The organism is Paenibacillus abyssi (assembly GCF_014640295.1).
Lineage (GTDB): Bacteria > Bacillota > Bacilli > Paenibacillales > Paenibacillaceae > Paenibacillus_D > Paenibacillus_D abyssi.
Genome location: NZ_BMGR01000002.1, coordinates 188,376 through 214,768, shown reverse-complemented (window position 1 = coordinate 214,768; position 26,393 = coordinate 188,376). Strand labels below are relative to the sequence as shown.

Annotated in this window: 19 protein-coding genes; 18 read left to right on the top strand and 1 reads right to left on the bottom strand. The window is 40.9% G+C overall.

Annotated elements, in window-relative coordinates; all coding sequences use genetic code 11:
- The first annotated feature begins 17 nt into the window (after window positions 1-17).
- From IEW11_RS03570 to IEW11_RS03560, 3 genes are all read left to right on the top strand, one after another.
- Window positions 18-1,394: a sodium-dependent transporter gene (locus IEW11_RS03570; RefSeq protein ID WP_373289295.1), complete on the top strand. Its 1,377-nt coding sequence runs from the start codon at window positions 18-20 to the stop codon at window positions 1,392-1,394.
- Between the two features lie 647 nt (window positions 1,395-2,041).
- Entirely contained in the window at window positions 2,042-3,703 is a 1,662-nt protein-coding gene (locus IEW11_RS03565; protein ID WP_188529100.1) for a glutamine--tRNA ligase/YqeY domain fusion protein, read from the top strand.
- A gap of 195 nt (window positions 3,704-3,898) precedes the next feature.
- Window positions 3,899-4,873 carry a copper amine oxidase N-terminal domain-containing protein gene (locus tag IEW11_RS03560; protein WP_188529099.1) on the top strand — a complete coding sequence of 325 codons (975 nt, stop codon included), beginning with the start codon at window positions 3,899-3,901 and terminating at the stop codon, window positions 4,871-4,873.
- 101 nt (window positions 4,874-4,974) lie between these two features.
- Here the strand turns inward: IEW11_RS03560 and IEW11_RS03555 are convergent, their stop codons facing one another.
- A complete protein-coding gene (locus IEW11_RS03555) occupies window positions 4,975-7,428 on the bottom strand; it encodes an O-antigen ligase family protein (RefSeq protein WP_188529097.1) in 2,454 nt (817 codons plus the stop codon).
- Window positions 7,429-7,766: 338 nt separating this feature from the next.
- Here IEW11_RS03555 and IEW11_RS03550 point away from each other — a divergent pair, with 338 nt between their 5' ends.
- The 15 genes from IEW11_RS03550 (at window position 7,767) to IEW11_RS03480 (ending at window position 26,378) form a co-directional block, all read left to right on the top strand.
- The gene (locus IEW11_RS03550; protein WP_229724940.1) at window positions 7,767-8,939 is read left to right on the top strand and encodes a glycosyltransferase family 4 protein; all 1,173 of its coding nucleotides are present in this window, start codon (window positions 7,767-7,769) and stop codon (window positions 8,937-8,939) included.
- A gap of 2 nt (window positions 8,940-8,941) precedes the next feature.
- Window positions 8,942-10,018, top strand: coding sequence for a mannose-1-phosphate guanylyltransferase (locus tag IEW11_RS03545; protein WP_188529093.1), 1,077 nt, complete (start codon window positions 8,942-8,944; stop codon window positions 10,016-10,018).
- A 42-nt stretch (window positions 10,019-10,060) separates the two neighbouring features.
- Window positions 10,061-11,035 (top strand): GDP-mannose 4,6-dehydratase, encoded by a 975-nt coding sequence (gene gmd / locus IEW11_RS03540; RefSeq protein WP_188529091.1) that lies wholly within the window; start codon window positions 10,061-10,063, stop codon window positions 11,033-11,035.
- A 12-nt stretch (window positions 11,036-11,047) separates the two neighbouring features.
- Complete coding sequence (locus tag IEW11_RS03535; RefSeq protein ID WP_188529089.1) at window positions 11,048-11,989, top strand: GDP-mannose 4,6-dehydratase; 942 nt, start codon at window positions 11,048-11,050, stop codon at window positions 11,987-11,989.
- Between the two features lie 27 nt (window positions 11,990-12,016).
- Entirely contained in the window at window positions 12,017-12,796 is a 780-nt protein-coding gene (locus tag IEW11_RS03530; protein WP_188529087.1) for an ABC transporter permease, read from the top strand.
- 2 nt (window positions 12,797-12,798) lie between these two features.
- Entirely contained in the window at window positions 12,799-14,073 is a 1,275-nt protein-coding gene (locus IEW11_RS03525) for an ABC transporter ATP-binding protein (RefSeq protein WP_188529085.1), read from the top strand.
- Between the two features lie 25 nt (window positions 14,074-14,098).
- Window positions 14,099-15,283, top strand: a complete 1,185-nt coding sequence (locus tag IEW11_RS03520) for an FkbM family methyltransferase (protein ID WP_188529083.1) — start codon at window positions 14,099-14,101, stop codon at window positions 15,281-15,283.
- Between the two features lie 14 nt (window positions 15,284-15,297).
- Window positions 15,298-15,783 carry a hypothetical protein gene (locus IEW11_RS03515; RefSeq protein WP_188529081.1) on the top strand — a complete coding sequence of 162 codons (486 nt, stop codon included), beginning with the start codon at window positions 15,298-15,300 and terminating at the stop codon, window positions 15,781-15,783.
- 14 nt (window positions 15,784-15,797) lie between these two features.
- Window positions 15,798-16,862 carry a glycosyltransferase family 4 protein gene (locus IEW11_RS03510; protein WP_188529079.1) on the top strand — a complete coding sequence of 355 codons (1,065 nt, stop codon included), beginning with the start codon at window positions 15,798-15,800 and terminating at the stop codon, window positions 16,860-16,862.
- 33 nt (window positions 16,863-16,895) lie between these two features.
- Window positions 16,896-18,071 (top strand): glycosyltransferase family 4 protein, encoded by a 1,176-nt coding sequence (locus tag IEW11_RS03505; RefSeq protein ID WP_188529077.1) that lies wholly within the window; start codon window positions 16,896-16,898, stop codon window positions 18,069-18,071.
- A gap of 20 nt (window positions 18,072-18,091) precedes the next feature.
- A complete protein-coding gene (locus IEW11_RS03500) occupies window positions 18,092-20,518 on the top strand; it encodes an ArnT family glycosyltransferase (RefSeq protein ID WP_188529075.1) in 2,427 nt (808 codons plus the stop codon).
- Window positions 20,519-21,101: 583 nt separating this feature from the next.
- A complete protein-coding gene (locus IEW11_RS03495; protein WP_188529073.1) occupies window positions 21,102-21,986 on the top strand; it encodes a class I SAM-dependent methyltransferase in 885 nt (294 codons plus the stop codon).
- 8 nt (window positions 21,987-21,994) lie between these two features.
- A complete protein-coding gene (locus IEW11_RS03490) occupies window positions 21,995-23,983 on the top strand; it encodes a glycosyltransferase (RefSeq protein ID WP_188529071.1) in 1,989 nt (662 codons plus the stop codon).
- A 57-nt stretch (window positions 23,984-24,040) separates the two neighbouring features.
- Entirely contained in the window at window positions 24,041-25,042 is a 1,002-nt protein-coding gene (locus IEW11_RS03485; protein ID WP_188529069.1) for a glycosyltransferase family 2 protein, read from the top strand.
- A 16-nt stretch (window positions 25,043-25,058) separates the two neighbouring features.
- Window positions 25,059-26,378 carry a UDP-glucose dehydrogenase family protein gene (locus IEW11_RS03480; protein ID WP_188529067.1) on the top strand — a complete coding sequence of 440 codons (1,320 nt, stop codon included), beginning with the start codon at window positions 25,059-25,061 and terminating at the stop codon, window positions 26,376-26,378.
- Window positions 26,379-26,393: the final 15 nt, after the last annotated feature.

Genomic DNA, 26,393 nt, shown 5'->3' with positions numbered 1-26,393 from the left:
GAAATGAGGGGTTAACCATGCATACGAACCAGTCAAAAGAACAGCACAGCGCATCGGCGATTGACCCGAAGCAAGGCATGACAGAGCGGTTCTCGCAATACGGCTTTATTTTAGCGGCGATAGGCAGCTCAGTGGGTCTAGGAAATATGTGGAAGTTTCCGTATATTACCGGGCAATATGGGGGAGCAGCTTTTTTTCTGCTGTTTACGATTTGTTTGATTATTATCGGCCTGCCTGTTCTGCTCGCAGAGCTGGCCATTGGACGTGCAGGAAGGGGAAGTGCCTCGACTTCGCTCGTTCGTTTGAGCGGTAAGAAGATATGGGGCGGTTTTGGTTTTATATCGATCGCAGGGGCTTTTATTATTCTGTCCTACTATGCGGTCGTGGCCGGCTGGACAATGCACTATGCATTTCTGTCATTTAGCGGCCAGCTATTCAGCAGCTCGGATTACGGAGGCCATTTCGGGTCCTTTATCGGCAGCTACTGGCCGATCGTGTGGCAGGCGGTAGTCATGCTGCTAACGGGTTGGATCGTCGCCCGCGGAGTATCGTCGGGCATAGAAAAATACAACCGTATTCTAATTCCTGGGCTTGTCGTACTGTTGATCCTGCTCGCTGTTCGGGCATTGACGCTCGAAGGGGCGGGAGAAGGTGTCTCGTTCTTCCTGCAGCCGGATTTCTCCAAGCTGACAGCGGAATCCGCGCTGGTTGCGCTTGGCCATGCGTTTTTCTCACTTTCGCTCGGTATGGGGGCGATCATGACATACGGCGCTTATGTGGACCGGAAGCAATCGCTTGGCAAGGCAACGTTGGCGGTCGGCTCAGGTGACCTCCTGTATGCGCTGCTTGCAGGCTTGATTATTTTCCCGACGACATTTGTATTCGGCCTAGAGCCAGCGCAGGGACCAGGGCTCGTCTTCGTGGCATTGCCTGCCGCGTTCTCGGCGATGCCTCTGGGCGCTTGGTTCGGCGGACTGTTCTTTGTATTGCTGGCGATCGCGGCACTCACTTCGGCCGTATCGATTCTTGAAGTGCCGGTCGCATGGGTGCGCGAGAAATTCGGCTGGGGACGCGCGGGGGCGGCTGCATTCACGGCATTTCTGTGTTTCCTTGTCGGCCTGCCGTCGGCCGTTTCCGTAGGTGGAGCGGTTCCGGGAATCGAGTTTATGGGGAAAACATTCTTTGATTGGATGGATTTCCTGTCATCGAATATTATTTTGCCGCTCGGCGGATTGATCGTGACCCTGTTTGCAGGTTATTTCTGGAAAGGGGCTGCCAAGGAGGCAGGACTTTCTACATGGTGGTTTAACCTCTGGCTGTTCATGATGCGCTGGGTCGCGCCGGTGCTTGTAGGGCTGGTCTTCTTGTATTATGCAGGCGTAATAAGATTTTAATAAGGGCGGCCCTTCTCTTTGTCAGGAGGGCCGGACAAAGTTCATAAAAAATCTGAAAATTCAGTTATTAAATGATCCAAAAATTGGGTATACTATAAGAAAGCGCTTCATTACACATGTAGTCCAGCGGAGAAGAAGCGATAAGGGAGGCGTATGGCATGATTATACGAGAAGGAAGTCTGAGGACGGGAATATTCAACGGGCTGCTGCTAGCGCTGCCATTTTGGTATTGTGTTGCTTGGCTGTTAATGAAAATATAAGCAGTTGCAAGAAGGGCTATTCTAACGAGGTATATTCGATGTACAAAAGAAGCCTCTCCTTTGTTCATGTTTGGTCGTACTTACATGTTAACAAGGAAAGGCTTCTTTTTGTTTGTTTTTAGGAAAGAAACGGTTACGCCTAAACGAAGCAGATCGAATGATTCTGGAGTAGCGTCAGCGGTCGGAAGAACATTCGACTGCGCAGTGAATGCGGTACAACCAAAGCCAGCAATTTACAACTGCCGTTTCTGGACGGCCTCCCGCCAGCGCCCCCATTCGATTAGTTGCTGTATGGATTTTAATGCAGCATCATCTCTTATATTCCTGCTCAAAATTGTGTATTATAAGAGGATATAGAAATTACGACGTGGGAAAGGTTGGTCGCGTGTGGAGAACAAGACATCATCCTCAAATTTTATTAAAACGATTGTTACTGAAGATTTGAAGAATGGCAAAGTAAACGAGATCGTGACCCGGTTTCCGCCGGAACCGAACGGTTACCTGCATATCGGGCACGCCAAGTCGATCTGCCTTAATTTTGAGCTTGCAGATGAATTCAATGGCAAAACGAACCTGAGGTTCGATGATACCAATCCGTTAAAGGAAGAAACCGAGTATGTGGAGTCCATCCAAGAGGACGTTCGCTGGCTTGGCTTTGAATGGGATAACCTGCGCTTTGCATCGGATTATTTCGAAGAGATGTATGCACGGGCCGTGCTGCTGATCAAGAAAGGTAAAGCGTACGTGTGCGATCTGAATGCGGAGCAAATCCGCGAGACGCGCGGCACATTGACGCAGCCTGGACAAGAAAGTCCATACCGCGGCCGCAGTATCGAGGAGAACCTGGCCTTATTCGAGCAAATGCGGTTAGGCAAATTTATCGATGGCGCGAAGGTGCTGCGGGCCAAGATCGATATGAGCTCGCCTAACATAAATATGCGGGATCCGGTCTTGTATCGGATTGCACATGCACATCATCACCGTACAGGTGACGTTTGGTGCATCTACCCGATGTATGATTTCGCTCATCCGCTCGGCGATGCTATTGAGGGTGTGACGCATTCGATCTGTACGCTGGAGTTCGAGGACCATCGTCCGCTGTACGATTGGGTTGTTCAGGAGTGCGAGATGGAAGCCACACCGCAGCAGTATGAATTTGCCCGTTTGAATGTGACCAATACCGTGATGAGCAAGAGAAAGCTCAAGCAGCTTGTCGATGAGCAGGTTGTGGACGGCTGGGACGATCCGCGGATGCCGACGATTTCCGGCTTGCGCCGCAAAGGGTTTACTCCGGAAGCCATTCGTGCATTCTGCCGCGAGATTGGCGTGGCCAGAGCGGTCAGCACAGTTGATGAGCGAATGCTGGAGCATTTTATCCGGGAGGATCTGAAGCTGAAAGCACTGCGCACGATGGCAGTCATCCGTCCGCTTAAAGTGGTTATTACGAATTATCCGGAAGGGCAAACGGAATGGCTGGAAGCGGAAAACAATGCTGAGAATGAGGAGATGGGTACGCGCCAAATTCCATTCTCCCGAGAGATTTATATTGAGCAGGACGATTTCATGGAAAATCCGCCGAGCAAATATTTCCGTCTGTTCCCCGGCAATGAAGTGCGGCTCAAGCACGCTTATTTCATTGTTTGCCAGGAAGTGATCAAGGATGCGGAAGGCAATGTAGTAGAGCTGCGCTGCACCTATGATCCGGAGACAAAGAGCGGTTCCGGCTTTACCGGACGCAAAGTGAAGGGCACGATCCACTGGGTGGATGCTTCCCAGGCGCTGCCGGCTGAGTTCCGGTTGTACGAGCCGCTCATTACGGATGAAGCGGAAGAGGATGGGAAGGCGTTCCTCGATTACATCAACCCGCGTTCGCTGGAAGTATTGAACGGATATGTCGAGCCGAACATGAAGGAAGCGCAAGGGCAGGATAAATTCCAGTTCTTCCGTCATGGTTACTTTAACGTCGATCCGAAGCTCACAACAACAAAGAAGCTCGTCTTTAACCGGATTGTATCGCTGAAGAGCTCGTTTGATCCAGCGAAGGCATAGTACAGCTCACGTATCAACATGATTAGATAAGAAACCCGCATGGCGTATTTCAACGCCTGCGGGTTGTTTTTTTGTCGAACTCTAACGAAGAATGACTTATGCTGTCTCAATGCCCCGGCAGAGCTAGTCATGACTTATTATGGACGTTATACTACATATTAGCAAAGAGTGATGACAGAAATGAGGGAGATCTTGTTGAAGAATTACGCAAGGCTATTCGTTGTTGTGCTCGCCTTCCTGCTCTCCATACCTTTAACCTCTTTATCGGCTGCTGCACAGGCAGCGACAGTGAAGGCGCAATCCGTTGCATTTCAGATGGTTTTTGACGGCAAGACCGTCAAACTGCCGGAAGGACAGTACGTGCTCGTGCTGAAGGGCACATCTTATGTGCCGATTCGATTCGTTTCCTACGCGCTGCAGAAAAACGTGATTTGGGATGGGAAACAATCAGCGGTAACGGTCGAAAATCCTTCGGCACAGCAAGCCGTGATGCTGAAGGAGTATCTGATGAACTTGACGGCCAAACCGGGTGAGATCGCTTCTAAAGGCGGCGAGAGCGTGGTGCTGATTCCGCGTGAAGCGACATTTATTTTTGACGGTGAACAAAAGAAGCTTCCGGAAGGACAATCAGGCTACATCCTGAAGGGCATTTTGTACGTGCCGGTCAGGTTCATGTCGGAGTCCGTAGGCATCCAAATCGGCTGGGATCAGGAGAATAAGAGAATTACCGCAGAATCACCGGCGTACAAAGAGCTGCAGAACGTGCAAGAGCCGGTGGAGACAAGTGAGGGCACTGACTCGGGATCGGGAGCAGCAGGGGGAGGAGCTGTGGGGGCGCCCGGTTCACCCGGCCCATCCAGCTCATCCAGCTATGCAACCATTACTGCTAATGCAGAGGCTCGATTAGCTGCTCTAAAGAGCAGTTGTGAAAGCTCGCTTATGAATTTGGCGCTGCAGTATGTAGATGAATCCGATGCGGATAAGAAGCAGCAGTTGATCGCTCAAGGGCAGGCCGAGCTGACGGAGTGTACCAACCGCTTTAACCAGATCTTGGATGAAGCTGAGGCGGAGTTGGTCAGCGGAGGTCACAGCACGGCGATAATTGCTGAATATCGCGTAGAGTTTGAGCGGCAGTTGGATCTCGGGCGTCAAATCTTGTCGTCGATGTAACCGACATCAAGCAGCACAATTCAACACAAAAAGATCCCTCGTCATGAGGGATCTTTTGCTTATCGATAAATGAGAATGAGAGGGAACGGAGTACCACAATCTCATTTCATTTTCTCTGATTCTAGGATGAGACGATCCAGCTCGCTTTTCTCTTGTTCATTTGCTTGAAACAATAGATTGCTTATATTTTCATTGCTTTTTCCAACTGCATGTAAAGCGGCAAGATAGTAACGGATGCCGTTGCGAATATAAGCATCTTGAAAGTCCATCTCTTTTAATGGCTCCAACATAGCAATTGCTTCTTGGTACATCTGTTTATTGAAGTAGATTTGCCCCAGTGCCTGCCGCATAAAAGGCGTTACATCAAAATCCCGCCCCTGAAGCTGCTCTTCCGGAAGCTCCTCAAGCTGTTTCTTACGCTTGTTGATGCGATCCAACAGTTCCAAGCCCCGATCCCAATACCTTGCGGCTTGGGTTGGATCGGTGTCTTTGAGTGTTTGTCCGTTGGCCGCATATTCCATAATAGCCGTTTCGTAGAAATTAATATCCCACTGAAATTTAGAGATTCCTTCCTCCAAAGAGGCGATTGCTTTTTTATGTTCTTCCAAATTCTTGAAGTTACGATATTCAGCTAACAATAACTGCCGTTCATAAGGCTCATTTTGTTTCAAATTATCCAATATTACGGCTGCTTCATTAAGATAATTTTTATCGCCGGTTTGTCTGTAAGCCTGAGCGTACCAATCCGCTTTCAATAAATTGTAGGAAGGGTGATTAGGCGATAGTCTGATCGCTTTATCCAGGGCGGGCATAATTTCGTTCATTGGCTTTTTCTCTTGAATAGCCAGATACAACGAATGATCAAAGCTCTTTTGGGCTTCGTATTCACGGAAAGATACGACGAACAGGATGATTGAAAGCAATGCAATAACAGAGGGAAATACATATCGGCTTGCATGATCTTTTATAGTCTCCCAGCGGGGAATCAGCATCTGCTCATGGTAAACGGCTATCAAGACGCCCAAAGATAAGAACACTAGTGATCCCAGATAGACAAAGCTCATGTCGAAATCGATCAAACTATGCGTCAACATGGCGATGGAAAAGATAAAGAAAATGACATGGCTCCCTTGACGTTCCTGATCAGCGAAATAATTTCTACAATAACGATAATAAATAAACAAAATTAAGCTGATCAGAATGAGAAAGCCAACCCAGCCAACCTCAACTAAAGACTGTATGAAGTAGCTGTGAGCTTGTCTGCTGACGTAAGGGTTATTCTGATATTGCTCAAACAATGCGGACCATCCGCCTCCGCCTGCGCCAAGCAATGGATAATCCTTGACAACCTTCATGGCATCAACGTAGAAAGTTTGACGTTCCAATACGCTGTGCTGATTGAAGTTGATATTTTCGAGCCTATCGGCAATGCTTTGCGGCAGCAGGCTGTTGAAAACACCGGAAATCAGCAATACAACAGAAAAGATGCCCAACACGGTTACCGCTGCCGGAACGGCAACAACCGACCATTTTTTTCCTGCCAGTGCTGTTAATTTATTCTCAAGCCAGGCAGAACGAAAATGGATTATGTACATCATAATGACTGTTACAAATGATGCGGCAAGCAGTACAAGCCACCCTTCCAATGCAAGTGGAGACACTATACTGATGGGCTTGGCTGTGTCGCCGTCAAACTGAGGGAGTACGATCTGGGCGATTTGGATGGAATTATCACTAACTTTTTCCAGAATAACAAATGATGAAACAACGGTAATTATCAATGCGGCGATGTATTGCATTTGTTTGTATAAACGCATAAACGGCAAAACGAGCAAAATCAGGATCGGCAGAAGTACCAAAGCGCCCCTGGAATAGGTGAGCATAAGGGAAATCCAGATCGGAACGAGCATGAATGCGTGCAGGGCAAACGTATAGATGCGGGATGAATGAATGGCGCTGTACAATGCAATCAATAATAGTGCCACCAGGTAGCCTGCATAAGTGTTCGAATATTGAAAGACGGAGGTTAAACGATAATTACCGCTTGTAAACCATAATGCATCCGGGAAATACCGCTGGCCAAACAAGTTAAGCAAGCCATAGAAAACGACGAAGTATCCCGAAAGCATAAGAGCATATTCCAATACTTTGCGTGCACGGAACGTTGCTGCCAGATACATGCCGAAGATAAAGAAGCCGGCTAACAAGCAATAAATCAGTGTCATTAGCTTTGCGTTATGCGCAGCGACGGCATGGAAAGAGGATATGTAATAAATAGCCGGGAGCAGCAGGATAGCTATTGACAATATGGATCGAATGCTGTCGATTTTCCACACGCGGAATAAATAAAAAGCGACGAGGAGAAGCAATGCGAATACGAACAGCATGGCCTCATAGAGCGGGAGCTCAGCATTGTAAATCAGGCTGTTAAATAAAGCGGTTTGATAAGGAAAAAAGAAAATAAAGATGGATAATCCAATGACCCCCAGCCATTGGAGAAGCGAGAAATCGGGCGTTTTCATCGTGCTAGCCTTGGATTTTGCTGATTTTTTCATCGTCTTACTCCTTTGATGTACCTGTTCGGATAGTTTCATGTCGAGGTTAATTCTATCAAAATGTGATCTGCAAATCTATCGGATAACACATTTTAATATCCATTTATAGGTAAATTTACTATAGATTATGGTTAGGGTAGTATTTAAAAGTGAACTTTGCTAATATAAATCAATAAAACAAAATTCGGCATTTTACATCATAAATCGAGGTTGGCGGTGTTATTATTAAAACGTTTATATTTCAGTTACTATATAAAACGGCAGTTTCATTAAAAAATGTTATATCTCCATTCGTACCAAAATCTGTGATGCAAAAAACAAAAAAGACTTTGTTAAGGTTGGCTTTTCCAATTCATAACACTGTAAAACCCAACGGCGGCAAGCTTTCTAGCAGGGTCGACGGGGTTAATATCATTGGGTACTCTCGAGCCGAGATGGGGATCGGCGAATCATGCCGCATAGCTGCGAAATGCTTCTCAACGACCGAGACACCATTTGGAATTGTTAATTTTACCGGCACGAACAGTGCCAGGATGATGGATACGACTTGGATACATAAAGAAATAGAAAAGCCGATCTATAATGTTAATGTGTTTCATATCAATGCAGAGCAAATGACTGAAATCTATGCAAAATATGGGAATGATATCTTTGATAATCGATATAACATCGGATATTGGCACTGGGAATTGCAAGATTTCCCCGATGGCTGGAAAGAAAGCTTCAGTCTTGTCAATGAAGTATGGGTGCCGTCCACTTTTGTTGCGGATGCGATTGCGATGAAAAGTCCTGTACCGGTTGTGAAAATTCCACACGGAATCGAAGTGCGAATCGAAGAGGAAAGAAACCGTTCCTATTTTGGACTGCCGGAGCAAGCCTTTTTGTTCTTAACAATGTATGACCTGAAGAGCTATCAAGAGCGTAAAAATCCTAAGGCCTCGATCGAAGCTTTTAAACAAGCATTTTCTCCTGATAATGAGAGCGTCGGGCTTGTTATTAAGGTGAACAGCGCTAAAGGTGATTCAGAGGAAATGAGGATATTAAGCGATTTGATAGCTAACTACAAGAACATTTATTTAATTCGCGAGACGCTGACCAGAAATGATACGAACAGCTTGCTATCGGTGACGGATTGTTATGTGTCGCTTCATCGCAGCGAAGGATTCGGGCTGGGATTAGCAGAAGCGATGTATCTTGGCAAGCCGGTGATCGGGACGAATTGGTCTTCGAATACAGACTTCATGGATCACAACAACTCGTGTCCTGTTAACTATAAGTTAATCCGGCTGGGCGTGAATCATGGGCCGTATGAATCGCACCAATATTGGGCAGATCCCGATGTGGAGCATGCCAGTCAATATATGACCAGGCTTGTCAACGATGAGAACTATCGCGCGCTCATCGCCCATAATGGCCAAGTGACAATTAGGCAGGATTATTCACCTGGTGCAATCGGCCGACTGATTGAGAAGAGGCTGCATCATATCAATAGGTGGAATTATGGAGGATAGGGATGACAATTACATGCGTTATTATGGCTGGGGGCAAGGGTGAACGATTCTGGCCGAAAAGCCGTACGAACCTGCCGAAGCAATTCCTGAATATATCAGGAAATAAATCGATGATTCAGCAATCCATTGAACGGCTGGAACTGTTGATTGACATCAGTCAGATCTTCATTGTAACGAATGAACTCTATGCAGAGCTGCTTAAAGCGCAGATCCCTCATCTGCCGCATGATAACATAATAATAGAACCTATTGGAAGGAACACGGCTCCTTGCATTGGGCTTGCCTCCATTATTATTGAAGAAAGATTCCCGAACAGTACGATGGTCGTCATCCCTTCAGATCATATCATTCAAAATGACGAGGGCTTCATTAATATCCTCAAAACCGCAGCACAAGTGGCGGGGACGAACTGTAATCTCGTGACATTAGGGATACAGCCTACATACCCCGAAACGGGTTATGGCTATATCGAAAGTGCGGGGGACCCACAGTTAGTGAATGAGCTTAACGTATATAAAGTAAGTACATTTGTGGAAAAGCCCGATTATGAGACCGCCGAGGCTTACCTGACTGCCGGCAATTTTTATTGGAACAGCGGGATCTTTGTATGGCGTACGGAAGTCATTAGAGCTTATATTAAAGAGCTTATGCCCGAGATGCATGATATCCTGGAGACGATGAAGCATGCATTTGCCGATGCGGACCGGAATGAAATCATTGCAGCAGAGTTCGGGAAAATGCCGGACCAATCCATTGATTACGGGATCATGGAAAAGGCGAGAGATATTTATGTCATTCCCTGCTTGTTTGGATGGGATGATGTTGGAAGCTGGACAGCATTAGAGCGGATCAATGAGTTGGACGAGCATGGCAATGTCATTAAAGGGAACATCCTTAACATAGATACAAAAAGGTGCATTATAGAAAGTAACGGCAAGCTGATTGCAACGTTAGGCATTGAAGATCTGATTGTTGTGGATACCGAAGATGTTACCCTGATCTGCACAAAGGACAAAGCGCAGGAGGTTAAGCTGCTGCTGAAGGAATTAAGAATGCAAAAACGTGAGGAGTACTTATAAACTATACATTAGACAGATCTATAAAAGGAGAAAATTAAAGTCATGACTAAGAAGGCGCTCGTTACAGGCATTACCGGACAAGATGGATCGTATTTGGCAGAATTATTATTGTCGAAAGGATATAAAGTATACGGACTGCGCAGAAGAACAAGTGTGCCTATTATGGAGAACATTGAGCATATCAAAAATGAAATAGAGTTTGTTGACGGCGATTTATTGGATCAAGGGTCTTTAATCAATGCCGTACGGACCGCTAATCCGGATGAAGTGTACAATCTGGCGGCCCAATCATTCGTAGGCACTTCATGGGATCAGCCGGTATTAACAGGGCAGTCGACGGGAATCGGCGTAACGAACATGCTGGAGGCGGTTCGTCTGACCAAACCGGAGGCTCGATTTTATCAAGCTTCGAGCAGTGAGATGTTCGGGAAGGTTGTTGAAACCCCGCAAAAGGAAACGACTCCCTTCTACCCTCGCAGCCCTTATGGCGTAGCGAAGGTGTATGGCCACTGGATCACAGTGAATTATAGAGAGAGCTATGATATGTATGCTTGCTCGGGTATTCTTTTTAACCATGAATCTCCGCGCCGCGGCGTTGAATTTGTGACCAGAAAGGTAACCGATGCGGCTGCCAGAATAAAGCTTGGATTGCAGAATGAACTGCGGATGGGCAATCTGGATGCTAAGCGCGATTGGGGATTTGCCGGGGACTATGTGAAGGCCATGTGGCTCATGCTGCAGCAGGATACACCTGATGATTTTGTGATCTCGACAGGTGAAACACATACGGTTGAAGAACTGGTAGAAATAGCATTTGGTCATGTGGGGTTAAGCTGGAGAGATTATGTCGTTGTGGATCCTAAGTTTGTACGTCCAGCTGAAGTCGACCTTCTGCTTGGCGACTGCACAAAAGCAAAAGAAAAATTAGGCTGGAAGCTGGAAGTTGATTTTGAGCAGTTAGTAACGATGATGGTTGAAAGTGACTTGCGGAAATATTCCTCCTCAAATAATGCTTAAAGGAGTTTGTAAATGAAGGCACTGATCACAGGAGTGAGTGGCTTTGTAGGGCGTTATTTAGCTCAAAATTTATTGGACAATGGATATGAGGTGTGGGGTGGATCGCGTAATTGTCCGCCCTCCTTTATGGATGGCGTAAAGCTTGTTGAGCTGAATTTTACAAGTCAGGAATCCGTTATGGAAGTATTGGAAGATGTAATGCCTGACGTCGTGTTCCATTTATCGGGCCAAAGCTCAGTGAGATACTCTTGGGATCACATTGAGGAGACCTTTGAATCCAATTTGATGGACTCCATAGCATTGTTGGAAGCCATCAAAAATTCTTCTTTAAAAGACAAGATAAGAGTGATCTCTATAGGCTCTTCTGAAGAATACGGTCTGGGTGCGGAGCTGCCGATCAAGGAAGATGCAGTCACTAATCCGATAAACCCATATGGACTTTCAAAACTTTCTATAGGCAAGATCGCTCTTTTATATCATACACTGCATGGAATGGATATCATTCATGTCAGAGCATTCAATCACATCGGGCCGGGTCAAATGCTAGGCTTCGTTACCAGTGATTTTGCTAAACAAGTTGTGGATATCGAGAACGGAGATGTTGAACCGACGATCTATGTTGGGGATTTAAGCAGCAAGCGTGATTTTACCGATGTAAGAGATATCGTGGAAGCCTATCGTTTGCTGTACGAAAAGGGCATCGCTGGTCAAATATATAATATATGCTCCGGTGTTTGTATTTCGATTGAAGATATATTGGGCATATTGTTATCTTTTTCTTCCAAACCGATCAAAGTCATCATAGATGAAAACAAGTTTAGGCCGAATAATGTAAAAGAATACTATGGTTCCAATGAGAAGCTGAGAACGGCAACTGGATGGGAGCCTTCAATTTCAATTAAACAAAGCCTATTTGATATTTATCACTATTGGAAACAAAGTAGTCATAAATAGAATTTTTAGAACGGTGGTTTGGAAGCAGTGATATTACATATGTTTAAAGAGATCATTAGTTATAGGCAGATGCTGATTAGTATTGTACGCAGAGATTTGCGTTCCAGATATAAGGGATCTTTTCTGGGTTTCTTATGGACATTTATTAATCCGCTGCTGCAGTTAATTGTATATTCGATCGTATTTCCATATCTGTTGAGAATGAATCAGGAAAACTATCCGATGTTCCTTTTCGTGGCTCTGCTGCCGTGGATTTTTTTTGTTACGTCTGTCCAAAGCGCGACTACCAGTATAGTCGGTGGAGCAAACTTAGTGAAGAAAATTTATTTCCCCAGAGTGATATTGCCGCTTTCAGTCGTTTGCACGAACTTAATGAACTATATTTACGGGTTAGTTATCGTATTCTCGGCTCTTCTATTGACAGGCGTCCATTTGACATTAAATGTCCTATGGCTTCCTGTCGTTTTGTTGACTCTATTTCTATTCGCATTAGGTTTGGCGCTGAATTTGTCCGCGCTGTACGTGAGATTCAGGGATTTGGAACACATTGTCGGAGTTGTAACCTTTGTCTGGTTTTATGTAACGCCAATTGTATTTCCGATTACAATCTTCCCGCAGAAAATGGCTGATATTATAGGCTATAATCCAATGGTTCCTATTATAAACTCATTCAGAAATATACTGCTTTATGGAAAACAACCGGAGTGGGGGGCATTGATGTACTCGCTGGTTGTGGGAATCATACTTTTGACCATCGGCACCTGGGTATTTCGAAAAAGTGAGAAGACCTTTGCGGAGGATCTATAGACATGAGCGAACAAACAGTAATATCGATAAAAAATGTCAGTAAGGCATTCAAAATATATCGTGATAAGCCGTTAACGATAAAGGAAAAGTTTTTAAAGCTAAGAAGCAATGAATACAGTAATTTTTATGCGCTTAATGATGTCAGCCTGGATATTAAAAAAGGCGAAACGGTCGGTTTGATCGGGCACAATGGATGCGGGAAAAGCACGTTATTGAAGCTAATTACAAAAATTTTATACCCGGACAGCGGGGAAATAGAGGTAAACGGAAGAATTTCGAGCCTTATCGAGCTTGGCGCAGGATTTCATCCGGATTTTACCGGGCGTGAGAATATATATATCAATGCTTCCATATTCGGATTATCGAGAAAAGAGATAGATGGAAAAGTGGATGAGATTATCCGGTTTTCCGAGCTTGGCGACTTTATTGAGAACCCGGTAAGAACCTATTCTTCAGGAATGTATATGCGGCTTGCGTTCTCAGTTGCCATTAATGTGAATCCGGAGATCCTTCTGATCGATGAAATATTATCTGTAGGCGACGCTAACTTCCAAAAGAAATGTTACGACAAGATTGAAGGGTTTAAAAACAACGGAGCTACAATTGTTATTGTAGCGCACGATCTCGGTACATTAGAAAAAATATGTGACAGGGTTATTTGGATGAATGCGGGCAAGATTGTAGAGCAAGGTGACGCAGATCGAGTAATCGATCTATATACTCAACATATGAATAAAAAGTTCGTAGAGCAGACGCAGAAAGAGTACATCAATGGAACGATGAAACAAGCTTCCGGGGATGAAAATCCTCAAATTGCAGCGCCAAAGCAAAGCGAACTGGAGTTTTCTGAGGACATCAGATGGGGCTCGAAGGAAGTTGAAATTATAGAGGCCAGAATCATTAATCGTAACGGTGAGAGTACCAATGCAATTTCTGCAGGAGAACCGGTAACGATAGAGATCGATTACAAAGTAAACAAACCTCAAAAAGAATATATATTCGGGGTGGGCTTTTATACATCGGAGAGAGTCCTTATATATGGAAATAATACTGAAATCGGTAAGCTAAAGCTGAGATCAATTCAGCCCAGAGGGACTGTCAAATTTCAAATTGATGAGTGTAATCTTCTATCTGGCCATTATAAACTCAATGTTGCTGTTGTAGACGGGGATCATAGAGCTCTTGATTTTATAAAATATTATATGGATTTCTCAGTGGTATCAAATGATAAGGCAGTTGGCGTGTTGTCAATAAAACATCATTGGGAAGTAGACTGAAAAATTTAAAAGGGGGGGTAGTAAAGTGAGTGAGATTACTAAGTCTATGAATAGAAATCAAGACGATTCAACTAAAACGAATGGGGCCAATCGTCATTTAGTTGAATTACAAAGCTATTTGGAGAAAATGCTGGAGAGCAAGGAAAATCATCCAAATAATAAAGCTTTGGGTTCACATCGAAAAATCGCAGGTCCTTTTGTTACCTTTATAAAAAGAATAATTAGAAAGGTACTGAAATGGTATATAGATCCAATCGTATTCCAACAAATCGAGTTTATTAATGCTGTCACTCCTGCAGTAGGCAAAAGCGCAGAATTGTTCAGCGATCTTATTAACAAGACCGATGACTTGTATAATCAACTCCAACAATCTCTTCAAATGCAACAGCAATATGAAAATCGTCTGACAAAAATGAAACAACAACAACAATCACTTTCAGGGGAAATAGATGCGCTCGTGATCCAGACCGATAAACCCGGTGTGTTTGATGGCATCGATCCATTTAGTATGAGTTCTTACTCACAGGCAGGCGAGGACAGCATAGTAGACTATATCATTCGTGTCCTTAGGATTCCATATACTGAGGTAACTTACATTGATTTAGGTGCGAACCACGCGAAAAATCTGAGCAATACCTATTTCTTTTACAGTAAGGGATCAAAAGGAGTTTTAGTTGAAGCGAACCCTAATCTTATACCCGAACTGAAATTCTTCCGTGACAGGGATGTTGTACTCAACAATTGTGTCGATGTTGAAACAGGTAAGAATGTTGAGTTTTTTATATTGAATATTGATGGTTTGAGCACTACAAGCTATGATGCGGCTGTGAAAATGTGCGAGACAAATCCTAATGTGGAAATTATTGATAAAATGGTCGTCAAAACGGTTTCATTCAATTATATTGCCGAGCATTATCTGGGAAAAGCTCCAACGATCTTGTCTATTGATTTAGAGGGGAAAGACATGGAGATCTTACATTCTATTGACTATACGAAATATAGACCCTTAGTTATGATTGTTGAAATGATCGATTATGATACAAAATTAGCTTACGGAACTAAAAATAAGGATATTAAGAGTTTTATGGAAAGCAACGACTATGATGAATATGCCTTTACAGGAATAAACTCCATATTCATAGATCGTAACTATTTGAACGGTCTTATAGATGATGATAAGGATGTTAATGACGAGTTATCTCATAAATAAGGGAGGAATTTATGATGGATATTGAATTTAATGACGAGACAATAAAAGTTGAAGATATTATACGTAAAATGAAAACAGAGTTAAGCAAAAATAATATAAATGAGGATATCGGTAATATAAAGTTGCCTAATCATTTTGATGAGAGCGACCGGCATGGCTCTGTGACACCTGAATTAAAGATTGCTCTGGAACAATTAAATCGGTCATGGAATAATTCGATTGAATATGAGATCTCATCACACCGGAGATATATTGGTCCCATGATTGTATTAGGTAAACGAGTTGTCCGGAAATTTCTGCGGTGGTACATTAACCCGATTACGCACTCACAGGCGGAATTTAATGCGTCGGTAACAAGAGCGATGAGTGCAATGGTGAAACAAATTGAATTAAATGAGAAATCGTATAGTGAGTTGAGAAATGAAATGAAAGAATTAGTGCGAACGAACGAAGAACTGGTTAAGCAGATTAATAAAATGTATATCAAAGAAAATAGATAGGGGCGGTGAGACGATTGATTATCAATCAATTGCTGCCCGCCATGAGTTACGGTGATGCAGTAAGCAATTCAGCCATTAATATGCAAAAGTATTTAAGAGATAGTGGCCACACCGCGAATATCTATGCGGAACATATTCATCCCAAGCTGACTCATCTAGTAAAGCCAGCTTCAAAAATTCCTAAAAATGAAGCTGTTATCTATCATATGGCTATCGGGTGCGACCTGGCTTATGAAATTCCGAAGTTTACAAGCAAGCGAATGCTTCTCTATCATAATGTCACCCCGGATCACTTCTTCAGAGGATATGATGATCAATCTGCTGATCTATGTGTGAGAGCGAGAAAGGAACTTATATATCTCAAAGATTATATGGATGCAGCCTTTGCTGATTCGTCTTATAACAAGAGTGAGCTTGATGAATTAGGGTATCGAAATACGGCTGTAACTCCTATTATTATTAATTTTGAAGATTATGATGCGCCTGTTCATCATCAGCTGATGACTCGATTACAAAGGAGTAAGAAAGGAACGGACCTATTGTTCGTTGGACGTATTGCTCCCAATAAAAAACAGGAAGACATTATTAAAACATTTTATTTTTACAAAAAATATTTCGATAAAAATGCGAGACTTTTTCTAGTGGGATCTTACACTCGAATGGAAAGATATCATTGGGAGCTTAAAGAGCTTGCCAGGCAATTAGAGTTAACTGATGTCTATATCACCGGACATGTGCCTTTCAATGAGATTCTAACCTATTATAAGAATGCGGATATTTTTATTAATATGAGTGAGCATGAAGGATTCTGTGTTCCTCTATTAGAGGCTATGAAATTTGAATTGCCGATTATATCATTTAAAAAAAGTGCGGTCCCTGAAACCCTCGGAAATGGCGGCTTACTCGTTGTAGAGAAAGATTATAAATCCATTGCTGCTTTAATAAAGGTAGTGATCGATGATCAGGAACTAAAAAACAGGTTGTTAGAAAACCAGAAGCAGCGATTATCATATTTTTCGAAAAAGAATACAAGTGAAATTTTTATTAGTAAGATACAAGAAATATTAACTTTAAAGTGATGAGGATTTATTTAATAAGCAAGCGGAGGAATCATGAAAAAAAAGATTGCATTCGTAGTACAAAGATATGGGTTGGAAGTTAATGGAGGATCTGAATTAAGCTGCAGATTAATTGCCGAGAAATTAAAAGAGAAATACGACATTGACATTCTGACAACTAAAGCACTGGATTATGTAACATGGGGAAATCATTACGAAGCCGGAATCGAAGACATAAATGGGGTCACAGTACGCAGATTTGAGACTGAATTTCCAAGAAATCAGAAACAATTTTCAAAATGTACGGAAGAGATTTTTCGAAAAGCCAACAGAACCATATATGATGAGCTGGAGTGGATGAAGGCTCAAGGTCCGGCATCTTTTACATTAATTGATTATTTGAAAAATCACAATGATCAATACGATAAAGTGATTTTCTTCACATATCTTTACTTTACTACCTATTTCGGCCTGCAGCAGCTTCCGGAAAAGAGCATTCTTGTGCCTACAGCACATGATGAGCCATATATATACTTCTCGCTGTTCAAACCTTTTTTCCATCTGCCCAGAAACATTGTATTCCTGACAGAAGAAGAAAAAAACTTTGTACATCGTACATTTCATAATCAGTACATACCTAATGAAGTCGCTGGACTAGGTATAGATGTGCCTGAAAGTTATTTTTCTGAGGAAGAGTTCAGAGAAAAGTTTAATGTTCATGATCCCTTCATTATATATGTAGGCAGAATTGATGAATCAAAAGGATGCAAGGAATTATTTGAATACTTCCTGAACTATAAAAAACAGAGTGATAACAATATTAAACTGGTATTAATAGGGAAAAACGTAATGGATATCCCGAAACATTCCGATATTATACACCTAGGGTTTGTTTCGGACGAAGAAAAATTCGGAGCGATTGCAGCTTCAGAATTGTTAGTTATGCCCTCTAAATATGAAAGTTTTTCAATGGCAGTTTTGGAAGGAATGTATCTAAATAAACCGGTGCTGGTCAATGGAGACTGTGAAGTACTGGTTGGCCATTGCAACAGAGGGAATGCAGGATTATATTATACTGATTTTGACGAGTTTCACTATTGTCTGGACCTTATCGTTAACAATACAAACATTGCACATGCTTTGGGAACGAATGGCCATCAGTATGTAATTAATAATTATAGCTGGAATAAGATTGAGGAATTATTTATTAAGGCGATTGAATCAATATAATTTGAAAGGAAGGCACCTATGTGGAGACATTATTATCATTAGGCTTTTGGATATCCATTCCATTTGCCGGGTTGATTGTGCTTAAAACATTGTTCTCATCTCTTCTATTAAGTTTACAGGAGAAAAATAGAAGTGCTCGAATAGTAATCAGTGTAGTAATAGGGCTTGCTTGTTGGTCCATTCCTTTATTGGTACTACTGCTTCTTGGCCTGTTCAATGGCAGCTTTATCGGACTTTTTGGTTGGATGATTACAATCTTCAGTCTGTTTTTTATGAAAGATACTTTAAAGATGATTTATTTAAACAAGAGCAAAGAAAAATTCGGAAAATTGGACGTGCTCTTCATCCTTTTGTTTATTGTGCTGGCATTTTTTTATCTAGGTTTTCCGCATGAAAGTATTTTTGGTGGAAGGGATCAAGGGATTTACTCCAACAGTGCAGTTTATATTGAAGAAAACGGCAGTTTGAAAGTTGACTACCCTGTATTTGATGAAACTGATTTTAAAACCTTCATGCCGGGATTATATAAAACGGAAAACACAATTACGGTTCAATTCTCACATCTCTTCACGGTCTTGTTAGCAATGGCATTAGGCACGGCTGGAGTCTACGGTTTATTTGGACTAAACGCTCTGTTCGGATTGCTGGCTGTATTATTATTTCGAATATTGTTAAGTCAGTTTCTTAGTCAGAAAGTATATGTCATTGCAGGAGCTTTATATTTCGGATTCAATGTGACTCAAATTTGGAATTCAAGAATTACGATGACTGAAATATTTACACAGGTACTTATTTTGGGCGCATTTATTATGCTTGTTTGGGGTTTTAAGGAAGATAACCCTAAATGGGCAGGCTGGAGCGGGTTTTTCTTCGGATTAGCAGTATTATGTCGAATTGATTCTCTGCTACTAATGCCATTGTTAATTTTTAGTGGAATACTCTTTTCTATATTTAAAGATTCTTTAGGAGATATAGGGAAGGTACAGAATAAAGTATGGTTAGGGATGTATTCTATTTTTATCCCTTTATCAATAATTTCCTTTGGTTATTATTATTACACTACACAACCGTATTATCTGGATTTATTTCCCAGATTATTACCTATCATATGGTTATCATTAATATTAACTATTTTAACTCCTTTTAGTAGTTACTTTAAAAAGATACGAGAAAGAACTTATCTATATATCTATTACATCGTATCGGTTGTTATTGTGCTAGTATTCATTTATGCACATGTTGGTCGGCCCGATTTAGTGAATTACACAACAATTTCTGGTACTTATCGAGAGTTTTCAATTATAAATTTATCTTATTATTTGTCGGTACCCATAGTTTATTTGGGTTTGTTTGGATGGTTAATAGTACTAAGAAAGATAATGATACAAAAAGAAACGAAGTGGATCATTGGGTTTACAATAGTTGGAGGATTCTCAGCTTTATATTTATATAACATTAATATTTCTCCAGATCAATATTGGGCCAGCCGTAGATTTGTTCCAGTAGTCATACCCGGATTTATTTGGTTCTCCTTTGTTGCGTTGGAAGCTGTCGGAGGCTATTTAAGAGAAAAAAGATATTTGAGAAGAACCCTCTCGATCTCATTATGTCTGTTTTTAGTCGGTCATACTGTTTATAATTTGTATCCGATTGCTTTATATAAGGAACAAGGAAATGTTTGGGCCAACATAAAAAGTATTGCTGACTCTATTCCAGATGATGCATTACTTGTAACTTCGGGTGCGGACATGAGTAGATATAGTACTCCTTTGTTCATGTCGTTTTCTAAAAATGTTATTCCTATAGGTTCGTTAAAGGACAGCGCTATAACAAAACTTAATAATATGGTAAATGAAAATGAAGAAGCCAAAGTTTTATTGTTAAGTAGAAATGAGGAGAATCCCTTTATTGGACTTAATACTAACTTAATTGCAACTTTTGACCTAAAAACAACGCAAACTGAAAAGATAGCTATTGGACTACCGAGAGCTATCCAAGAAATTGATGACACACTGTACTTGTTTGAGGTTACAGACAGCCAAGACTTAACATTAGAAGCGTACACGGTACAGGGAATAAATGAGCAAGGATTTTATATTACTGAGAAGGATCCGCATGGAAATCCGTTTCGTTGGACGGAAAGTCATGCTTCTGTTGAAATCCCGGGCATATATCTAAAAAATCCCACACAGCTGGCGATTTCCTTAGCTCACACTGGACCCGATGGTCGGGAACTGATCGTAAAGGCCAATGATCAGATTGTTTATACGGGTCAGACTCTTAGAGACACAAGAACTCTAATTATTTCCCTGGATGATGTTAACATAGAACAGGACCATTTAGTAATTGAAATCATAACAGAGCCTTGGAGTCCAGTTGATTCTGGTGCAACCGACAGCAGGCAGCTGGGGGTGGCCGTAGGTAAAATTCAAGTTTTAAACCGGTAACTCAAGGGCTCTCTTATCTTCTAAATTTTTAATAATGAATGATCACATATGTATACGGGGCTGTTTTGAATTTTAGGGGTGTACGTTGAGTGATTTTTTTAAAAATTACGAAGTAAATAAACAAAATATCTCATAGGGTGCGCAGCACTAATATGTACACAGTTCATATGCAACGAAAATCGACGAAAAGCAGAGGTGGGAACCAAATAAATACCATACAAGAAATCCGATTGCAAGATATTTAATGAATGGCTTTTTTTCCAGCTTTAATGAGTGCTTGGATCAAGTGAAAGTAACAAGGGTTCTTGATGCAGGATGCGGGGAAGGGGAGATGACCAATTTTATTCATAATAAGTTTCCAAACCTTCGGTCCCTTAATGGTATAGAAACTTGAAGCTGTAACGGTTGAATCGCTCGTTATAGCCGATGGTATACAAATAAGTTTTACGTCATCATCAAATCAAAGTAATTTTCAGGTACACAAATTAATATGTCGCAGTCTTGAATTTTAGGGCCGAACCTTTTAAAAATCCTTAATATACTCACCGCTTTGCTATCTTAATTTATGAAAAAGGAGTTAGCGATGTTCAATTGTAAAATTTGTGGATCAGATAGATATGATGTGAAATTCAGTAAAGTAGACAAATATTCAAAAGAATCCTTCGATATTGTTAATTGTTATGCATGTGGTTTTTCTTTGGTATACCCTGAACCATTGAATCAAGAATTAATAAATTATTACCCTAGCGAGTATACACCTTACAATATAAAGAAGAATAATATTATATCGTGGATAAAAACAGTATTAATAAAACGTGAAATAAAAAAAATAAAGAAGTTGTTTGGCGGCAAAAAACAGATCTCCGTATTAGAAGTCGGTTGTGGTAATGGAGAGTTCTTGTACCATTTGAAAGAAAATACCGGTTGGAATGTGTTGGGTTTAGAATTTAACGAAAACGCAGTGAATGTTGCTAGAAAGAACTTTGGATTAGATGTAAGAGTGAGTACTCTAGAAGAGTCGAATATTAGTAAAGAGAGTGTAGATTTGGTTATTTTACGGCACGTTATAGAACATATTCACGATCTTAAAGGGTTCATGGACACTCTTAATTCAACCCTGACAAAAGGAGGAATTCTTTATCAATTAACGCCTAATCAAAAAAGTCTAGATGAGAAACTATTCCAGAAAAATTGGTATTCTTATGATCCGCCCAGACATTTAAGTTACTTTACGGAAAAATCTCTTATAGATTTATTAAATCAATATAACCATGAAATTGTTGACGTTGGGCATTCTATTGACCCGACCAATTGGATTTATAGCTTAAGGGATATGACAACCAACCAAAAGTTGAAAAGACTCCTCAATATTAATCCAATTACATTGTTAATTTTCACACCTATTAATGCGGTTACAAGATTATTTAAAAGCAGTGGAATTATCAAAGTCATTTCTCGAAAAAGGTAGGTATCAAGTTGAATAAAAAGCAGCTTTTTGTAATCATCTTTTTTTTACTTGGACTTTCTCTTTTTGTATATATACTAACAGATGCTTACAACCAATATAATTTGGTTAAAGATTCCATCCAAATTAATTATTTTTACTTAATTGTGTCAGCTTTTTTCTGTATTTGTTTTTATTTAATTGGTGCCTATACTTGGTTGCGAATACTGAAAAAGCTGGGTTCTTCAATCTCATCTTTTCGTGTATTCTACGTATATTTATTCAGTCAGTTTTTGAAATACCTCCCTGGTGGTATCTGGAATTTGCCAGGGAGAGCACTATTAATTCGATCACACGAAAAAAATAATAGACTTGTAATCACGAGTATAATAACAGAAATAATTTATGTATTGATAACAGGCTTCATATTATCAATGCTGGTGTTGAATGCATTTATCGGGCATTTGTGGTTGACTGCTATTTTCATCTTAACAATTGGCTTGTTATTTCTTAAGATCAACAAACTGTCCGGACTTTTTTTGAAGTTAATAAATAAAATTAAAAAAGTTGAGATTGACTCATTGAAAGACAGTAGAGATATTGTGATGCTTTATTTAATCTCCTGGTTATCTTTAGGGTTTGGTTTTTATTTTTTGGTATTATCGTTAAATCCAACTATAGGATTTCACATAGAGCTGATCGGCATGTTTCCATTCTCGTGGATAGTCGGATTCCTAAGTCCAATACCCGGTGGTCTTGGGATAAGAGAACAAGTATTGGAACAATTATTAGCGGTAATAACCCTGGGGAATTTTTCGTTAATTATAATCATATCTAGGATTTGGCTCATGGCAATAGAAATCATACTTTTTCTTGCTATATTCATTAAAAAAATAACTACATCTACTAACGATAAAAGTCCAAATGACAAAAACAAACCAACTATTTGCTATTTTGGTTCCCACAAACCAGGTTATTCACGGAATAGTATCATTAAACAAGGTCTTATAATCGAAGGTTATGAAATTGTTGAGTGTAATAGCAGGGTGAATGTTTTATTGAGGAGTTTCATTTTATTTGCAAAGTTTTTAAAAATTAAAGATAGAGTTGATATTATTATCGTTTCGGAAATGGGACATGCATCAATGCCTATTGCTAAACTAATATCCAAAATATTCAAAATAAAGATTATTTTTGACCCGCTTATTTCAGCGTATGATACAATTGTTGAAGATAGAAAATTAGTTTCTAGTAACAGATTATTAGTTTCTATGGTTTTATATTTAGATAAAGTAAGTTTTAAACTTGCCGATTATATATTAGCGGATACAAATGAACATAAAAAATATTTTTCTCAAATGTTTGACATCAATAAAGAAAAAATTAACAAGGTTATCGTAGGCGCCGATACGAATTATTACTTCCCTTCCGTTCCAGCTGATTTCATTGACAAAAAGGAAAAATTTAATGTTCTATTTCAAGGGACTTACATACCATTGCATGGAATCAAATACATTGTTGATGCGGCTAACCTATTAAAACATGATAAGGAGATAACCTTCACTTTTATAGGGAATGGGCAAATGTATGATGACATTGTCGATTACAGCAGCAGCATAGGCCTAGATAATATTGAATTTGTACCACTATTGCCCCAGGAAGAATTAAGAAACAGGATAATAAATAGCGACCTTTGCTTAGGTATTTTTGGCGACACTGAAAAAACCAAGAGAGTTATCCCTAATAAAGTATATCAGTATTTGGCATGTGCTAAACCGATCATAACGGGGGATAGCTTAGCAATTAAGGAGTTATTGGAACACAACAAAAATGTGTATTTATGTGAACTAGCAAACGTTAAATCGTTGGCAGACTCTATTCTTAGATTAAAAGAAGACACTCCCTTGAGAGAGAGCCTTTCCGCAAATGCATATAAACTATTCACTGAAGAATGCACACCGTCAACTATTGGAAAACAAGTTTCAGATGTAATAAAAAAATGTAGGGTACACCTGCAATGAAGTAGTTTAGTAGTTTAATAGGCAAACTTTTATTTAAGTGGAAAGGAATGAGATGAAGTGAAACTAATCATACAGATTCCATGTCTCAATGAAGAGGATAGCTTACCGGTTACCTTAAAGGACATACCCAGGAAAATCAAAGGTATCAGCAAGGTTGAAATCCTGATCATTGATGACGGAAGTACCGACAGAACAATTGAGGTCGCGAAGGCGCTGGGGGTTGATCACATCGTCAGCTTCTCTAAGAACAAAGGACTTGCAGAAGCATTCAAAGCTGGGATTGATGCTTCTATTAAGCTTGGTGCCGATATCATTGTGAATACGGATGCGGATAATCAGTACAAGGGCTCGGATATTCCCAAACTGATCGAACCGATCCTTGCCGGACATTACGACATGGTCATAGGAGACCGAAAAACCGACACAATAACACATTTTTCTCCAATCAAAAAATTCTTCCAGAAGTTTGGCAGCAGTGTAGTGCGAAAATTGTCGCAAACTGACGTACCGGATACGACAAGCGGCTTCAGAGCTTATTCACGCGATGCGGCGCTTAGGCTAAATATTGTTTCTGAATTCACGTATACACTGGAGACGATTATTCAAGCCGGGCATAAGAAGCTTGCGGTTGGCCATGTAGAAATTGGCACAAATGGTAAACTAAGAGAATCGCGCTTATTTAAAAGCATTTCCGGTTATATGAAACGTTCCGCCAAAACAATTGTTCGGATGTATACGATGTATCGACCGATGAGAGTGTTTGTTACCGCAGGTATTATCTCTTCTATTATCGGGGTCTTAATCGGAATGCGATATTTATATTTTTTCCTTACAGGAAGCGGAGATGGCCATATTCAATCCCTTATTCTGGCCGCTGTTATGATGATTGTCGGGTTTCAATTAGGAACTTTGGGACTTGTTGCAGACTTGATCTCCAATAATAGAAAGCTTCTTGAGGAAACGTTGTATCGGGTTAAAAAAGTAGAGCTTAGCCAACCGGTAACGATGGATGATACCTACGAGCATAATAAGAAAGAAAAAGGCAAACAGATCTCATAAAAAGTGGTGAACGTTGATGAATATTGCAGTGATCGGAACAGGATATGTCGGGCTCACTTCAGGGGTTTGTTTTGCTGAATTGGGAAATCAGGTAATCTGTGCAGACATAGATGAGGACAAAGTTAATCGGCTGAATCAAGGGATCATCCCGATCTATGAGCCTGGTTTAAGTGAATTGGTCGTAAAAAATAAATGTCTTAACCGGATTGTTTTCACAACGGATGCCCATTATGCAATCATACAATCAGATGTTATTATTATTGCGGTCGGTACCCCGTCGCTGCCTGACGGGAATGTTGATCTCTCGGGTGTGCATGCAGTTGCTAAAGCGATTGGTCAATCGATTAACAGTTATAAAGTAATCGTGAATAAGAGCACTGTGCCGGTAGGCACTGCTGATGAAGTTAAACGAATCATTAAACAGAATATGACTGATAAAAGCATTGAATTTGATGTGGCTTCCGTTCCGGAGTTTTTAAAAGAGGGCTCGGCAATAGAAGATTTTTTTCATACGGACCGCGTCATTATTGGCATAGATTCGCCCAGAGCGGAACAGATTCTGCAGGAGTTGCATAAGCCATTAAAAACGACTGTGCAAACAACCGATATTAGAAGTGCGGAGTTAATTAAATATGCTTCAAATTCATTCCTCGCAATGAAGATTTCGTTCATTAATGAAATCGCCAATATTGCGGAATTAGTCGGTGCAGACATTAATGAAATTGCAGCGGGAGTGGGGCTGGATACCCGAATAGGGAGCAAATTTTTAAAGGCTGGTATTGGTTTTGGGGGTGCCTGCTTCCCAAAAGATACAAAAGGGCTGCTAAAAATAGCAGAGAACAAAGGCATTACATTCAAGCTGCTGCAGGAAGTAATTAATGTAAACAAGAACCAATATCAAAAGGTGATTTCAAAGCTGGAAGAGGCGGTAGATGATTTGAATGCGGCTACGATCGCCATGTTGGGCATAAGCTTTAAGCCGAACACGGATGATATTAGAGAAGCGCCTTCATTGAATATCATTAAAAAGCTGATCGCTAAATATCCTGCAATGAAGCTGAAAGTCTATGATCCTGCAGCTATGGAATTGGCTAGAAAGGTACTCGGGGATAGCGTTAGCTACTGTCAATCCATTGAAGAGGCAGTTACAAAAAGCGATGCTATGATGATTGTAACGGAATGGGAAGAGATTGTGTCATTTGGTTTAGAGAAATATAAAGAACTGTTGAAACGTCCGATCATCGTGGATGGAAGAAATTGCTTTATCCCTGATGAAGCGGAGCAATTGGGCATTTCTTACTATAGCATCGGTAGAATAAGCGGTGTGACGCAGTAAATAACTATCATGCTG

What these genes read in the sequence shown, in the direction of transcription:
- IEW11_RS03480 (WP_188529067.1), top strand. Translation starts at nt 25,059, where the DNA reads ATGAATATTGCAGTGATCGGAACAGGATATGTCGGGCTCACTTCAGGG.
- IEW11_RS03495 (WP_188529073.1), top strand. Translation starts at nt 21,102, where the DNA reads ATGTTCAATTGTAAAATTTGTGGATCAGATAGATATGATGTGAAATTC.
- IEW11_RS03505 (WP_188529077.1), top strand. Translation starts at nt 16,896, where the DNA reads ATGAAAAAAAAGATTGCATTCGTAGTACAAAGATATGGGTTGGAAGTT.
- IEW11_RS03525 (WP_188529085.1), top strand. Translation starts at nt 12,799, where the DNA reads ATGAGCGAACAAACAGTAATATCGATAAAAAATGTCAGTAAGGCATTC.
- gmd (WP_188529091.1), top strand. Translation starts at nt 10,061, where the DNA reads ATGACTAAGAAGGCGCTCGTTACAGGCATTACCGGACAAGATGGATCG.
- IEW11_RS03570 (WP_373289295.1), top strand. Translation starts at nt 18, where the DNA reads ATGCATACGAACCAGTCAAAAGAACAGCACAGCGCATCGGCGATTGAC.
- IEW11_RS03555 (WP_188529097.1), bottom strand. Translation starts at nt 7,428, where the DNA reads ATGAAAAAATCAGCAAAATCCAAGGCTAGCACGATGAAAACGCCCGAT.
- IEW11_RS03535 (WP_188529089.1), top strand. Translation starts at nt 11,048, where the DNA reads ATGAAGGCACTGATCACAGGAGTGAGTGGCTTTGTAGGGCGTTATTTA.
- IEW11_RS03545 (WP_188529093.1), top strand. Translation starts at nt 8,942, where the DNA reads ATGACAATTACATGCGTTATTATGGCTGGGGGCAAGGGTGAACGATTC.
- IEW11_RS03515 (WP_188529081.1), top strand. Translation starts at nt 15,298, where the DNA reads ATGGATATTGAATTTAATGACGAGACAATAAAAGTTGAAGATATTATA.